This window comes from Acinetobacter sp. CIP 64.2 (assembly GCF_000369645.1).
Taxonomy (GTDB): Bacteria; Pseudomonadota; Gammaproteobacteria; order Pseudomonadales; family Moraxellaceae; genus Acinetobacter.
Genome location: NZ_KB850122.1, coordinates 1,236,715 through 1,250,695, shown reverse-complemented (window position 1 = coordinate 1,250,695; position 13,981 = coordinate 1,236,715). Strand labels below are relative to the sequence as shown.

At 39.6% G+C, this 13,981-nt stretch carries 15 protein-coding genes and 1 other annotated feature; of the genes, 9 read left to right on the top strand and 6 right to left on the bottom strand.

Features of this window, described 5'->3' with window-relative positions; genetic code table 11:
• Window positions 1-9: 9 nt before the first annotated feature.
• The 9 genes from F895_RS05170 to F895_RS20490 all read left to right on the top strand — a co-directional run bounded on the left by F895_RS05170 (window position 10) and on the right by F895_RS20490 (window position 8,024).
• Window positions 10-3,144: an efflux RND transporter permease subunit gene (locus F895_RS05170; RefSeq protein ID WP_005144795.1), complete on the top strand. Its 3,135-nt coding sequence runs from the start codon at window positions 10-12 to the stop codon at window positions 3,142-3,144.
• 33 nt (window positions 3,145-3,177) lie between these two features.
• Complete coding sequence (locus F895_RS05175; RefSeq protein WP_005242942.1) at window positions 3,178-3,540, top strand: copper-binding protein; 363 nt, start codon at window positions 3,178-3,180, stop codon at window positions 3,538-3,540.
• 146 nt (window positions 3,541-3,686) lie between these two features.
• Window positions 3,687-4,121: an arsenate reductase (glutaredoxin) gene (gene arsC, locus F895_RS05180; RefSeq protein ID WP_004699732.1), complete on the top strand. Its 435-nt coding sequence runs from the start codon at window positions 3,687-3,689 to the stop codon at window positions 4,119-4,121.
• A 59-nt stretch (window positions 4,122-4,180) separates the two neighbouring features.
• Window positions 4,181-4,501: a metalloregulator ArsR/SmtB family transcription factor gene (locus F895_RS05185; protein WP_004699734.1), complete on the top strand. Its 321-nt coding sequence runs from the start codon at window positions 4,181-4,183 to the stop codon at window positions 4,499-4,501.
• Window positions 4,502-4,507: 6 nt separating this feature from the next.
• A complete protein-coding gene (locus F895_RS05190) occupies window positions 4,508-4,981 on the top strand; it encodes an arsenate reductase ArsC (RefSeq protein ID WP_004699737.1) in 474 nt (157 codons plus the stop codon).
• Between the two features lie 7 nt (window positions 4,982-4,988).
• On the top strand, window positions 4,989-6,029 hold the full coding sequence (gene arsB, locus F895_RS05195; RefSeq protein WP_005144801.1) for an ACR3 family arsenite efflux transporter: 1,041 nt from the start codon (window positions 4,989-4,991) through the stop codon (window positions 6,027-6,029).
• 5 nt (window positions 6,030-6,034) lie between these two features.
• Window positions 6,035-6,739 (top strand): arsenical resistance protein ArsH, encoded by a 705-nt coding sequence (gene arsH / locus F895_RS05200; RefSeq protein WP_004699742.1) that lies wholly within the window; start codon window positions 6,035-6,037, stop codon window positions 6,737-6,739.
• A gap of 18 nt (window positions 6,740-6,757) precedes the next feature.
• Window positions 6,758-7,708 carry a thioredoxin-disulfide reductase gene (gene trxB / locus F895_RS05205; RefSeq protein WP_004699744.1) on the top strand — a complete coding sequence of 317 codons (951 nt, stop codon included), beginning with the start codon at window positions 6,758-6,760 and terminating at the stop codon, window positions 7,706-7,708.
• Window positions 7,709-7,853: 145 nt separating this feature from the next.
• On the top strand, window positions 7,854-8,024 hold the full coding sequence (locus F895_RS20490) for a hypothetical protein (RefSeq protein WP_323807942.1): 171 nt from the start codon (window positions 7,854-7,856) through the stop codon (window positions 8,022-8,024).
• A 21-nt stretch (window positions 8,025-8,045) separates the two neighbouring features.
• Here F895_RS20490 and F895_RS05210 read toward each other — a convergent pair whose 3' ends face one another.
• The 6 genes from F895_RS05210 to F895_RS05240 all read right to left on the bottom strand — a co-directional run bounded on the left by F895_RS05210 (window position 8,046) and on the right by F895_RS05240 (window position 13,965).
• Window positions 8,046-9,317 (bottom strand): tyrosine-type recombinase/integrase, encoded by a 1,272-nt coding sequence (locus F895_RS05210; protein WP_004699746.1) that lies wholly within the window; start codon window positions 9,315-9,317, stop codon window positions 8,046-8,048.
• A 582-nt stretch (window positions 9,318-9,899) separates the two neighbouring features.
• Window positions 9,900-10,616: a bifunctional 2-polyprenyl-6-hydroxyphenol methylase/3-demethylubiquinol 3-O-methyltransferase UbiG gene (ubiG, locus tag F895_RS05215; RefSeq protein ID WP_005242939.1), complete on the bottom strand. Its 717-nt coding sequence runs from the start codon at window positions 10,614-10,616 to the stop codon at window positions 9,900-9,902.
• The gene (locus F895_RS05220) at window positions 10,613-11,371 is read right to left on the bottom strand and encodes an AraC family transcriptional regulator (protein ID WP_005242936.1); all 759 of its coding nucleotides are present in this window, start codon (window positions 11,369-11,371) and stop codon (window positions 10,613-10,615) included. The genes ubiG and F895_RS05220 overlap by 4 nt, the downstream gene beginning before the upstream one ends.
• A 50-nt stretch (window positions 11,372-11,421) precedes the next feature.
• Window positions 11,422-12,641, bottom strand: a protein-coding gene (locus F895_RS05225; RefSeq protein WP_087486619.1) for an IS3-like element ISAba19 family transposase whose coding sequence is annotated in 2 segments (ribosomal slippage) — window positions 11,422-12,365 and window positions 12,365-12,641 — 1,221 coding nt in all. Because the reading frame shifts where the segments join, the coding sequence is not laid out codon by codon here.
• Window positions 12,250-12,366: a sequence feature (AL1L pseudoknot), on the bottom strand. It overlaps the preceding gene by 117 nt.
• An 83-nt stretch (window positions 12,642-12,724) precedes the next feature.
• Window positions 12,725-13,114, bottom strand: coding sequence for a hypothetical protein (locus tag F895_RS05235; RefSeq protein ID WP_026040233.1), 390 nt, complete (start codon window positions 13,112-13,114; stop codon window positions 12,725-12,727).
• A 212-nt stretch (window positions 13,115-13,326) separates the two neighbouring features.
• Complete coding sequence (locus F895_RS05240; protein WP_005242932.1) at window positions 13,327-13,965, bottom strand: HD domain-containing protein; 639 nt, start codon at window positions 13,963-13,965, stop codon at window positions 13,327-13,329.
• Window positions 13,966-13,981: the final 16 nt, after the last annotated feature.

The window sequence follows — 13,981 nt, the reverse complement described above, 5'->3', positions numbered from 1 at the left end:
AGAACCATTATGATCGCCCGTATTATTCGTTTTTCAATTACAAATCGAGTATTTGTCTTATTAGCTGCTGTAGTTCTTGCCGTTTGGGGAACTTGGGCTGTCAAGAATACTCCGGTTGATGCTTTGCCAGATCTGTCTGATGTACAAGTGATTGTGCGAACTAATTTTCCCGGTCAAGCACCACAAATTGTTGAAAATCAGGTGACTTATCCTTTAACAACGACCATGTTATCAGTACCCGGTGTTAAAGCTGTTCGGGGCTATTCTTTTTTTGGTGATTCGTTTGTTTATGTCATTTTTGATGAACATACTGATCTTTATTGGGCACGTTCTCGTGTATTGGAATATCTCAATCAAATACAAGAAAGAATGCCTGCAAATGCAAAATCTTCATTAGGACCAGATGCTACAGGTGTTGGTTGGATCTACGAATATGCTTTGGTTGATCCAACAGGGCAACATGATCTCTCACAACTGCGAAGCATACAAGATTGGTTTTTGAAGTATGAACTGAAGACAGTACCAAATGTGGCTGAGGTCGCCACAATTGGGGGGATGGTTAAACAATATCAAGTTGTTTTAGACCCAACCAAAATGGCAGCATTCGGTATAACTCAGCGAAGCATAATTGAAGCAATTCAAAAGGCAAATCAGGAAACTGGCGGTTCAGTCCTAGAAATGGCTGAAACTGAATATATGGTGAGAGCTTCAGGTTATTTAAAAACATTAGAAGATTTTCGGCAGATTCCGTTACGTACAAACGATTTAGGTGTTCCAATCACTCTTGGAGATGTTGCAATGATTCAACTCGGTCCTGAAATGCGTCGTGGAATTACTGAACTCAATGGACAAGGGGAAACTGTTGGAGGTGTTGTGATTTTACGTGCTGGTAAAAATGCACGTGAAACCATTACTGCTGTAAAAGAAAAACTTGCTGAATTACAACAAAGTCTACCGAAAGGTGTACAAGTTGTTTCTGTGTATGACCGCAGTCAATTGATTGATCGGGCGGTAGAGAATCTCAGCCATAAATTAATTGAAGAGTTTATTGTAGTGGCTTTGGTTTGTGGGCTATTCCTCTGGCATTTACGTTCAGCAATGGTTGCGATTGTTTCTTTGCCTTTGGGAATCTTGTCAGCCTTTTTATTGATGTATTATCAGGGACTAAATGCCAATATCATGTCATTGGGTGGGATTGCAATCGCGATTGGTGCTATGGTTGATGCATCTGTGGTTATGGTCGAAAATGCACATAAGCATATCGAAGCTTGGCAACATGAACATCCTGATCGAGTTTTAGAAATACAAGAGCGTTGGGACATCATTACACGTTCTGCCAGTGAGGTTGGGCCTGCTTTATTTTTCTGTTTACTCATCATTACTTTATCCTTTATTCCCATTTTTACTTTGCAAGCACAAGAAGGACGATTGTTCTCTCCATTGGCATTTACTAAAACTTATGCCATGGCTGCTGCTGCGGGGCTATCTATTACATTGATTCCAGTTTTGATGGGATACTGGATTCGCGGGAAGTTACCATCTGAACAACGGAATCCATTAAACCGTTTTCTCATCAAAATATACCGTCCTATGTTAGATAAAGTCTTAGCTTATCCAAAGACAACGTTATTAGGTGCGTTACTCATTTTTCTTATCAGTCTTTTTCCTTTAACGCAATTAGGTGGAGAGTTCCTGCCTAATATGGATGAAGGTGATTTACTGTATATGCCTTCAGCTTTACCGGGATTGTCCGCAGCAAAAGCTTCTGAATTACTTCAACAGACTGATCGAATGATTAAAACTGTTCCAGAGGTTGCCACTGTATTTGGTAAAGCTGGGCGAGCAGAGTCGGCTACAGATCCTGCACCTTTAGAAATGTTTGAAACCACGATTCAGTTTAAACCACGATCTGAATGGCGTTCAGGTATGACACCAGATAAGTTGATAAAAGAACTGGATAAAGCTGTTCAAGTACCGGGTTTAACAAATATCTGGGTGCCGCCTATTCGTAACAGAATTGATATGTTGGCGACCGGGGTTAAAAGCCCAATCGGGATCAAGATTTCAGCAAATGATTTGCAAGATATTGATCGGGTAGCACAACAAATTGAACAGGTTGCCAAAAAAGTGCCCGGTGTTAGCTCAGCTTTAGCTGAACGACTCACTGGTGGGCGATATGTTGATATCGATATTAATCGAATGGAAGCTGCACGCTATGGTCTCAATATCACCGATGTACAGCAAATTGTGTCATCAGCAATTGGTGGGGAAAATATTGGTGAAACTGTTGAAGGGTTAGCAAGGTATCCTATTAATGTACGTTATCCGCGAGAAATTCGAGATTCACTTGAGGCATTAAGAAATTTACCAATTCTGACTGAATCAGGTCAGCAAATTGTTTTGAGTAGTGTTGCCAACATTCAAATCACAGATGGTCCTCCGATGTTAAAAAGTGAGAATGCTCGTCCAAGTGGTTGGGTCTATGTTGATGTACAAGGACGTGATTTAGCCTCCGTTGTTCGGGATTTGAAACAGTCTATTGACCAACAAGTGAAACGCTCTGCGGGTATGAGTATTAGTTATTCAGGTCAATTTGAATTTATGGAAAGAGCAAATGCTCGCCTAAAGGTAGTAATACCAATCACTTTGATGATCATTTTTCTATTGCTGTATCTGATTTTTAGACAAGTACAAGATGCTGCTCTGATTATGCTGACTCTACCATTCGCTTTAATTGGTGGTATTTGGGCAATGTATTTCAGTGGTTATAATTTCTCAATTGCCATTGCAGTAGGCTTTATTGCACTTGCCGGTGTTGCCGCAGAGTTTGGAGTGGTCATGTTGTTTTATTTAAAGCAGGCGATAGAACATGCTCAACAAAATTTATCATCTTTAACTGAGCAGCAACTCAATGATGCCCTTCGTACAGGGGCAGTACTACGGGTTCGCCCTAAAGCGATGACTGTAGCTGTCATTCTGGCGGGTTTGATTCCTATCCTTTTAGGAACTGGAACGGGCTCTGAATTGATGAGTCGTATTGCTTTACCTATGGTTGGGGGCATGATTTCAGCTCCACTTTTATCAATGTTTGTTATTCCCGCTGCATATCAGCTTTTAATCAAAAGAAAACTATCAAAATCTTGATAGTTTTCTTATTTCGTTCAAAGAGGTTTTATTATGTTTAAATTTATTAAAATTGTCGCTCTTGTTGCCACTGTTACTGCGTTAAGTGCATGTAGTAAAAATGAGGCGTCAGAGCAAAAGAAAGCGGAAGCGCCTATGGAGCAGATGAGTAAAGAATCATCTACAGCAACGACAACTCAAGCAGTTGGAGTGATTACGGCTATTGATACGAAAGAAAATATTTTGACACTCGATCATGAGGCAATTCCTGCGATTAAATGGCCTGCGATGACCATGGGCTTTAAAGTTGCTGATCCTGCATTATTGAATGGGCTTGCAGTAGGGCAAAAAGTTGATTTTGAATTAAAGGCTGAGGGAGAAACATACATAGTCGTAGCTGCTAAGTTAAAAAAATAGGATGATTTAGTAGATAGAATTTTGATAGTAATGAGGTTCTTTTCAAAAGAGCCTTATTCTCTAATAAAAAACAAAACATATGGTATTGCATATATATGGTAATTCGAATATAAAGATATTATAAATTATCAAAAGAGCTCAATTCGATGACAACTTCATCAACTGTGACGATTTATCACAACCCAGCTTGTGGGACATCTCGCAACACTTTGGCTTTGATCCGTAATACAGGGATTGAGCCAACTGTGATTGAATATCTCATTACACCACCTAGTCATGACGAATTAGTTAAATTGATTCAGGATGCAAAATTAACAGTAAGAGAGGCCATTCGCCAGAATGTAGATCCTTATCGGGATTTAGACCTTGATCGTAGTGATTTGAGTGATGAGCAGTTACTTAGTTTTATGCTTGATCATCCAATATTGATTAATCGACCATTTGTTGTTACTGAATTAGGCACTCGCTTAAGCCGTCCTTCTGAAGTTGTCTTAGATATTCTACCATTACCTCAGAAGGGTGCCTTTACGAAAGAGGATGGTGAAAAAGTGATTGATGAAAATGGTCAACGAGTGAATTAAAAATTTTACTTTTTGTATGTGATTATCCGCATATCCAAATAAGTGAATGGGAGTTAAGAATGGACCAAGTTAATTTTTTTAAATGCTTATCAGATGAAACTCGACTAAATATCGTGACTTTAGTCGCTGAGAATAAAGAATTATGTGTTTGTGATTTGACTGAAAAGTTGCAACTGAGTCAGCCAAAGATTTCTAGGCATTTAGCGTTATTGCGTTCTTCTGGTCTCTTACAGGACAGGAGACAAAGCCAATGGGTGTATTACAGCATTAATCCGCAATTACCAATGTGGTGCCATGACGTTCTGAATCTTTTGGTAAGCAGTCAAACCATAGTAAATAAAGATTCCCAAAATATCCAAATAAATAGCTATTGTGAGTAATAGAATATGAAATTTCTTTTTTTGTGTACTGGAAATAGTTGCCGTAGCATCCTCTCAGAAGTCCTTTTTAACAGTCGTGCGCCTGAAGGATGGAAAGCATACAGTGCAGGTAGTAAGCCATCAGGGCAAGTACATCCATTGACTATAGAAACTTTAGAAAATCTTGGTCTCTCAACAGATGGTTTGTGGAGTAAAACCATTGATGACTGCGAACAATATCAACCTGACGTCGTGATTACTGTTTGCGATTCAGCAGCTCAAGAAGCGTGTCCACTTTATTTAGGTGGAGCGATTAAGGCACATTGGGGCTTGGCTGATCCTTCACATTTAGATTTGCCGAAAGAAGAAAAATTAAAAGCATTCCAAGTTACTGTTGATCATATCAACCGCCGCTTAGACGCTTTATTGGCACTAGATACAACTCATATGTCTCGCCCAGATTTGATTGCAGCAATCAATCAAATTTCGCATATTGAATGAGAACATCATGGCTCAACAAAGATTATCTTTTCTAGATCGTAACCTCACTCTATGGATTTTTATCGCCATGGCATTGGGGATTGCGATAGGTGTGTTCTTTCCGCAAGCTTCCGTTACTTTAGACAAAATGAGTGTGGATTCCGTCAATATTCCAATTGCGATTGGTTTGATTCTGATGATGTATCCACCTTTAGCCAAAGTGGACTATGCTACTTTGCCACAAGTGTTTAAAGACAAGAAAACCTTAACTTTGTCTTTGGTGCAGAACTGGGTGATTGCGCCTGTATTAATGTTTGCATTAGCAATTATTTTTTTACATAGCTATCCAGAGTACATGACAGGCTTGATCCTGATCGGTTTGGCTCGCTGTATTGCAATGGTCTTGGTGTGGAATGGTTTAGCCTGTGGTGATAACCAATATGTAGCAGCGTTGGTGGCATTCAATAGTATTTTCCAGATTCTGTTTTTTAGTACCTATGCTTGGCTGTTCCTCACATTCTTGCCACCCTATTTCTGTATTGCAGGGCAAGTGATCAATGTTGATTTCTGGACGATTACCCATGCGGTGTTGGTTTACTTGGGGATTCCATTTCTTCTTGGTTTCTTGACTCGTTTGGTTTTGGTCAAAGCCAAAGGCTTAGATTGGTATCAAAATGTCTTTTTACCCAAGATCAGCCCACTCAGTTTATTGGCACTTCTTTTTACCATCGTGGCAATGTTTAGCCTAAAAGGTGGTGATGTAGTGAGCTTACCATTGGATGTTCTGCGTATCGCAATCCCACTCACGATTTATTTTATTGTGATGTTTTTCATCAGCTTCTTTATGAGTAAATGGATGGGCAATGACTATCCTAAAACCACAGCAATTTCTTTCACGGCTGCTGGTAATAACTTTGAGTTGGCTTTGGCTGTAGCGATTGCAACCTTTGGTTTGGCTTCACCTGTGGCATTTACCACCGTGATTGGTCCTTTAGTTGAAGTACCTGTATTGATCGCTTTAGTGAGTGTGTCTCTATGGCTCAGAAAAAAGTATTTTAAATCGGTGTAATTGTAATGAATCTTCCTAATGTTGATATGGAGCTACTTGAACAGCCAACTTTGGAAAAAGTTCAAGCTAAATCGTTAGATCATGCGCCACGTATTTTGTTGTTATATGGTTCTAACCGTGAGCGTTCGTATAGTCGTTTAGCCGTGATGGAAGCAGGTCGAATCTTGGAACAGTTTGGTGCTGAGGTTAAAATTTTTCATCCGAAAGGGCTACCTTTGCCAGAAGATGCGGATATGGAACACCCAAAAGCAAAAGAACTACATGAGCTTTTGGCATGGTCAGAGGGCATGGTGTGGTGTTCGCCTGAACGTCACGGTTCAATGAGTTCGATCTTTAAGTCACAGATAGATTGGATTCCATTGGCAGGTGGTGCGATTCGTGCCACTCAAGGAAAAACACTGGCACTAATGCAAGTCAGTGGTGGTTCGCAATCTTTCAATAGTGTCAATCAAATGCGTATTTTAGGGCGTTGGATGCGGATGATCACGATTCCGAATCAGTCTTCAATTCCAAAAGCATTTTTAGAGTTTGAAGAAGATGGGCGAATGAAAGCATCATCGTATTACGACCGTATCGTGGATGTGATGGAAGAGCTGTATAAATTCACCTTGCTGACACGGGGGCAAAGTCAGTATTTAACTGATCGTTATTCTGAGCGTAAAGAATCTGCTGAAGAATTATCAAAACGTGTTAATCAGCGAAGTTTGTAGAATGCTGGAGAAAATTAAATGCAAAATCAACATTCTCGTTTAATTATTTTAGGTTCGGGACCTGCGGGTTATAGTGCAGCCGTATATGCAGCTCGTGCCAACCTCAAACCAACATTGATTGCTGGACTACAATTAGGCGGGCAATTAACAACAACGACTGAAGTTGATAATTGGGTTGGCGATGCTGAGGGCTTAACTGGTCCTGTACTCATGGAGCGTATGCAGGCGCATGCAGAACGCTTTGGTACAGAAATGGTCTATGATCACATCAATGAGGTGGATCTCAAAACTCGCCCATTCGTACTCAAAGGTGACATGGGTGAATATACTTGTGATGCACTGATTATTGCAACAGGTGCAACGGCTCAATATCTAGGTCTTGAGTCAGAGGCAGCTTTCATGGGGCAGGGTGTGAGTGCCTGTGCAACCTGTGATGGTTTCTTCTATAAAAACCAAAATGTCATGGTGGTTGGTGGTGGTAACACTGCGGTTGAGGAAGCTTTATATCTGTCAAATATCGCTGCACATGTGACACTGGTACACCGTCGTGACAGTCTGCGTTCTGAAAAGATTTTGCAAGACCATCTTTTTGCCAAAGAAAAAGAGGGCAAAATCAGCATTATTTGGAACCATCAAGTTGATGAGGTTTTAGGTGACAACACAGGTGTAACGGCGGTACGTATTAAATCCACTCAAGATGCAAGTATCCAAGATGTTCAAGTGCAAGGCTTGTTTGTTGCGATTGGACATAAACCCAATACAGGAATGTTTGAAAGTCAATTGAACCTACGTGATGGCTATATCCAAGTCCAAAGTGGAACTACGGGTAATGCAACAGCTACATCTATCGAGGGTGTATTTGCTGCGGGTGATGTGGCAGACAGTATTTATCGTCAAGCGATTACCTCGGCTGGTTCGGGTTGTATGGCAGCATTGGATGCTGAAAAGTATTTAGACAATCAAGAATAATCAATACATTCACTGAAATAAATCAAGCTAACTCCACCTCTCATGGGTGGAGTTAGATTTTCTATATTGTTTTTTTATTTAGCTACTTATAGTGTTACGCCAGCGTTTCTCTATTTCGGATTCGCTTACTTAAAGCGAGTGTGGGATAAGTAAGCAGATCCTTTTTAGTAATTGGTATGCTCATTACAAATTCTTTTGGGAACATCAAATTAGTTGGATGGATGAGCAATTAAAATTCAGATTTATAAGAGATAAAATTCCTTTATCTCTTATTTTTATATTAAGTGTTTTTGTAATTGGGATTGTACTTTTTTGAGCTGTACCACATGGCTTCAGGCTATTTGTGCATGATATATGTTGCCCAATCAGCCATTAAGCCTTTACGTTTTTCTAAATAGCCTCCACGTAAATAAGAAGCTTCAACCTTATCTGGAAGTTTGTGTGCGAGAACATGTTCACACACTTCTCTACGGTAATCTGTTTTGTCTGCCGACCAATCACGGAAAGTAGACCGAAAGCCATGCGTTGTAATGACTCGGTTTTGTTTGGGATCAATATAGCCTAAGCCATTTTCTTTAAGCTTTTGCTCATGCAGTCGTTTGATTAGGGTCGTCAAAGACATATCAGAAAGCATCTCACCACTCCGTGGCGCAGGGAAGATGAAATCTTGAATTAGAGTATGATTTTGAATTGATTCAAGCAAACTTATCGCTTCTTTCGACAAAGGCACATGATGTTCCTTTTCTGCTTTCATACGTTCTTTAGGAATAATCCAGACTTTATTCTTAAAATCAATTTCCTGCCATTTCGCCCCAAAAATCTCACCAGAGCGACAGGCGGTTAAAATTGCAAATTCCAGAGCTTTTGGTGAAATTCCTTTTTTCTGTCTTAAGTGTTGGATAAACTCAGCAACCTGTTCATAGGGCAGGGATGGGTGAGGGCGTGATTCCTGCTTTAAATTACCTAATATAGGTTCAAGATTGCCTTTCCATTCGGCAGGGTTGTCACCCTCAAAATATCCCATTGCTTTGGCATAATCAAAAATGGTTTCTATACGACCACGGATACGTTTGGCTGTTTCGTTTTTCTCAACCCAAATAGGTCTTAAAACTTCAGCAATATCGGCTTTGGTAATGTTACTAATAGTAAGATTGCCCAAAGTTGGGTAAATATAAGTTTCTAGTGTTGATGACCATTGTCCAATATGTTTTTCATTTTTGAGTTCACGGGTTTTATTGGCAATAACAACTTTTGCACATTCCATGAATGTTTTGTTCCGTAGTTGCTGAACATGAAGCTTTGCAAGCTGTTCCTGTTGATGGACAATTGGATCAATACCACTTCGTATTTGTAATTTTAATTCAGTGGCTTTAGCACGAGCTTCAGCTAAAGAAACTTCAGGGTATGGACCAATACCAATATCACGTCGATGAGGTTTTAATTTTCCATCTTTATCCAGATGTTTTCCCACCACCGCACGTAAAATCCAGACACGGGAAGTTCCTTCGACGTTTAAACAAAGACCATCAACACCACCTACGTGATATCGACCAGTCTCTTTAATTTTTGCTACACTAAGCGCAGATAGCTCTTTAGCTTTCTTTGGCATGTTATTGTCTACCCCTCAAATTACCCCTCATAAAATACTGGAAATAGTCGGATTAGACAAGACTGAGTTGGATGGGTGTAATTGTAATTAATTGAAAAATATTAATTTATAATATTGGATTGGACTTCTTAGGATTGGTGTTAGACGGACACCGCTTCCGCCAAATTCAAAAAGCCCTTGTGAAAACAAGGGCTTTTTTCTTGTCTGTGTTTTTTCAGATAAAAATTTGAATTGGGTGGGGGATATTCGGTTGGAATAAGCTCTAAAAAAGATGACCAAAATTCAGTTTGAATTAAGAAATTAGTCTTAACCTAACAATACGGTAATAACCGTAGCAAGCAAAGCAATACTTTTAGCCACATTCTCCAGATGTGGCTTTTTTTATGGAAAAAATTCTACTTTGATGATTTTAGCCATATGCTGTTGCGAACGAATATCCATGATTTCAAAGGAGATGAGAGAAGGCTAGAAAACCATCTCCAGCGTGCCAAAAAGGATACAGAAGGTAGTAGGTAGTATTCTTCGAAACAGAATTCATCATTGGGTGCATATTAAAAATATCAAGCCAACAACACTTAGCTGTTAAGATGTACTAGTTTTTATACAACTGGTCATATAGTTTACGGTGATGTCTGGCGCTAACCAGAAATATTTGCCGATTGGACTATAATGTAAACCAATCGTATTCATCTGCGTTAAACCTGCAAGTTCTGAAAGGCTTCTAAGCTCATTCGGTTTAATATATTTATTAAAGTTATGCGTGCCTTTGGGCATTAATTTAAAAAGATATTCACCACCAACAATTGTGTATAAAAAAGATTTTGGGTTTCTGTTGATCGTTGAAAAAAATACTAATCCATGAGGTTTTAATAATTGTGCACAAGACTGGATAATTGCAGCAGGGTTAGGAACATGTTCTAGAAGTTCCATACAGGTAATAATATCGTATTGTTGTGGGCTTATTTTTGCCAATTCCTCTACAGCAACAGTGCGATACTCAAGGTTATGAATATTCTCCATAATCGCGTGATTACGGGCAACCTGAATACTTTGCTCCCCGAGGTCGATTCCAAGCACATCTGCACCATGCCGGGCCATACTTTCAGCTAGAATTCCGCCACCACAACCAACATCAAGAATCTTTTTATCTTGAATACCGTTTGCAATCGACTTTATCCATCCCAAACGTAAAGGATTAATGGTGTGTAGAGGTGCAAATTCACCCTTTAAATCCCACCAGCGATTGGATATCGCTTCAAACTTTTCCATTTCTTGAGGATCATGGTTTGATGGTTTCATGTCGGATCGTCCAGTTTGATTTGTCGCTCGGAATAAAATTTTTTAGGAGAGGATTTCATTGCTTTTTTAAACATGGTGATGAATGAACTATCCGAAACATAACCTAACTCATTGGCAATATAAGTAATGCTTCGCCCATCATTTAACTTCTGAAGAGCTAAAGTAATATGCAGTCGTCTACGCCAATGATTTAAAGAAAGTTTCATTTCTCTCTTAAAAGTACGCGTGAGACTTCTTTCACTCATACCACATTGTTTTGCCCATTGAGCCAAGCTGGTTTTTTGTTCGGGTTGGTGGAGGAGTGAGTCTGTAATCATCTTCAGTCGCTTATCCGACGGAAGTGGTAAATATTGCGATTGCTGAGGTGCACTGATAATTTCGTCTACTAAAACCTGCATTAGTCGTGCTTCGGCACTATGGGAAGTGAAGTTAGGTTTAATTTCCTCGGTTCTTAGAAAGAGGCTATTTAAAAAATCACTGACTTGAATAACGTGGCATTCGCTATGATCGAAAAGGTTCTTTTGAGTAAACACCATAAAACAGCTTGAAAGACCAATACCCGTTGATGAATGAGAAATATTGGGCGGAATCCAGATGGCTGTTTTGGGAGGCACCACCCATATCCCTGTAACTGTAGAGATCGTAATTAAGCCTGATTGAGTTGCCATCAATTGGCCATAGTCGTGCTGATGTAAGCCTAATTCCCAATCTGGTACATCAGCAGTAACTTTGAGTACGGTGACTGGATCATTCATCAGAGTGGAAGTGAACCGTACCGGGTTTGTCGGAGACTTTTTTATTTAAGTTAAGCCACCTGACCTAACGGGTTAATCTTATCATAGTACATTGCTTCAAACTCAAAAGGCGATACATAACCCAGTGCACTGTGTACACGCTTTTTATTGAACCAATCTACCCAGTTTAGTGTCGCAAGTTGTACATCTGCTAAACCTTGCCAATCTGCTTTTAAATATTCAATCACCTCTGTTTTGTATAAGCCATTCACCGTTTCAGCCAGAGCATTATCGTATGAATCACCCGTTGTACCGACTGATGCTCGTAAATTTGCTGCTTCTAAACGATTGGTATAGCGAATGGAAAGATATTGCACACCTCTGTCGGAATGATGAATCACATTCTTTGGCATGCCTCGATCATGCAATGCTTGCTCTAATGCATCAAGCACCATATCTGTATTCATCCGTGTAGATACTTTCCATCCAACAATTGCTCGTGAGAACACATCAATAACAAATGCGGTATATACCCAGCCTGAATGAGTTTGAATATACGTAAAGTCACCCACCCATAGTTGGTTTGGATGATCAGCATTAAAATTACGTTTCACTAAATCATCTGCCCGTTTTTGGTCATCTCGGTTACGGGTGGTTTGTTTATTCTTACCACGCCAAACACCTTGTATACCTAGCTTTTGCATCAATCGAGCAACTGTACAACGTGCAATAACATAACCCTCACGTTTCAATTTTTGCCAAACTTTACGTACACCATATCGACCTGAACTTTCTTTCCAAATTCGTTTAATTTGTTCAGCATGATACTCATCATGTAGATCTCGTTTCGCTCGATGTTCTGGATTGTCAGTGAGATCTAAAGTTCGGTAATAGGTTGAAGGTGCAATCGGTAAAATTCTACAAATCGCTTCAACACCATATCGATCTTTATTGTTATGGATAAAATCCACCATTATTTGTGTGGGCGGTCGAGCTCCGCCTGGGCGAAAAAAGCGGCTGCTTTACGTAGAATTTCATTGGCACGTTTTAATTCTTTAATTTCACGTTCCATTTGCTTCATTTTTTCTTGGTCAGATATCTGTTGTACTTTGGCAGGATTTAGTTGATCCAGATGCTTTAAATACCAAACACGCAATGTTTCAGGAGTACAACCGATTTTAGGAGCAATAGCTGTGATTGCTGCCCAAGTAGAAGGATAATCTTTTTCAGATTCAATTAGTAATTGAACCGCTCTTTCTCTAATTTCGGGGGTATAGTTTGGTTTTGTCATCGGGATAGTCTCTCAGAATATTGACTCTCCGACAAACCCGGTACGGTTCAAAGCATGAATGTCCTGTAGCTTATTGATCTCCATTATGGATGCAAAAGTTGATAGACAAGTTGATCTGATTCTTCTTTACTTGATACGACATACATTGGATAACCTGAAAACTGTAAATATACTTTTGCAAACTGTTCGGCTTTGGTTCTTTGTTCAAGATCGGGTTCAATATGGACTAAGCCTAAAACAAAGCGAGACAATGTTTCTCGTTTAGCTTTTACCCACGCAGCAATGCGTTTTCGAGATTCATGGTCATTGTTTTGTTCTGCCTCATCAAATGCACCTTCGCTAATGAAAACAAACTTTTCATTTTTAGCCAGCAGGGCCGTAAATGACTCAAACAGTTCATCTAGAGATTGTTGATCCTTACTTTTATAGCTAAGGGTAATAATCGGAAATGTTTCAATGTTCTTGATGTACATGAGATTGACCATAAATGATAATGATTCTTCTTATTATATCGACCTTAGTGCAATTAACTTGCTTGTTTGAGTCAAAAAACTTTTCAATCCAGCCAATTTAAATTTTAGGGATGCATCACAGCAGCCTATGACAGCATCTGATATTCGGTGTTAAGACTGCCTTATTCAGAAGAACAAGGCAGCAGCTAGACTCGAGAGCTGTGTTGCGGGCGTTATGATGGCCATTTAGAATTTCTGATCATTGAGCAGAAATTAATTGCTTGGAAGTTAGATTCTTTATCCGCGATCACCTCTGCTTTTACATTTCCAAAAGTGGAGTTAGGCTTATTTTTTATCCCATTGTAAAAAGCTTGAATGATTTTCTCTTTGAATCCATTTTCACGAGGGTGTGAAGCAATAATTGCATCACGTTCTTCCTCAGAATAAGAATTATAGTTTAGACCTAAAACATCCATTTCGACCCCAGCGCTGACAAGTGCAATCTCAGGTGCCATAAACTCGGGAATGCCTGGTGTAGTATGTAACGCTATACCAGTCCATACCTTATCCATATCTGCTTGTGAAAAGCCATGATTTTTCATAAAGTCGACAGCTGCATTGGCTCCATCTACTTCAAATCGTTTATCACAACTGCAGTATTGTTCAGTTAGTCCTATGTCATGGAACATACAGGCAATATAAAGTAATTCATGATCAACTTGAATTTTCCGTTGTTTGGCAGCTAAAGCTCCCCAGTGATAAACCCGACTTGAGTGATGAAATAGCAGTTCCGATTCGGTATCACGTATCAGTTCCTGAACTTCTTTCGTGACTTGACTATCTGGAATATGAAGCTGATGTAGGCTTGACATAGCAATTCTCTATTAT

Excerpts from the sequence above, each read along its gene's own strand:
- F895_RS05235 (WP_026040233.1), bottom strand. The coding sequence starts at position 13,114 with ATGTACATCAAGAACATTGAAACATTTCCGATTATTACCCTTAGCTAT.
- arsB (WP_005144801.1), top strand. The coding sequence starts at position 4,989 with ATGGCTCAACAAAGATTATCTTTTCTAGATCGTAACCTCACTCTATGG.
- arsH (WP_004699742.1), top strand. The coding sequence starts at position 6,035 with ATGAATCTTCCTAATGTTGATATGGAGCTACTTGAACAGCCAACTTTG.
- F895_RS05220 (WP_005242936.1), bottom strand. The coding sequence starts at position 11,371 with ATGAATGATCCAGTCACCGTACTCAAAGTTACTGCTGATGTACCAGAT.
- F895_RS05185 (WP_004699734.1), top strand. The coding sequence starts at position 4,181 with ATGGACCAAGTTAATTTTTTTAAATGCTTATCAGATGAAACTCGACTA.
- F895_RS05175 (WP_005242942.1), top strand. The coding sequence starts at position 3,178 with ATGTTTAAATTTATTAAAATTGTCGCTCTTGTTGCCACTGTTACTGCG.
- F895_RS05210 (WP_004699746.1), bottom strand. The coding sequence starts at position 9,317 with ATGCCAAAGAAAGCTAAAGAGCTATCTGCGCTTAGTGTAGCAAAAATT.
- F895_RS05170 (WP_005144795.1), top strand. The coding sequence starts at position 10 with ATGATCGCCCGTATTATTCGTTTTTCAATTACAAATCGAGTATTTGTC.
- F895_RS05240 (WP_005242932.1), bottom strand. The coding sequence starts at position 13,965 with ATGTCAAGCCTACATCAGCTTCATATTCCAGATAGTCAAGTCACGAAA.
- F895_RS05190 (WP_004699737.1), top strand. The coding sequence starts at position 4,508 with ATGAAATTTCTTTTTTTGTGTACTGGAAATAGTTGCCGTAGCATCCTC.
- arsC (WP_004699732.1), top strand. The coding sequence starts at position 3,687 with ATGACAACTTCATCAACTGTGACGATTTATCACAACCCAGCTTGTGGG.
- trxB (WP_004699744.1), top strand. The coding sequence starts at position 6,758 with ATGCAAAATCAACATTCTCGTTTAATTATTTTAGGTTCGGGACCTGCG.
- ubiG (WP_005242939.1), bottom strand. The coding sequence starts at position 10,616 with ATGAAACCATCAAACCATGATCCTCAAGAAATGGAAAAGTTTGAAGCG.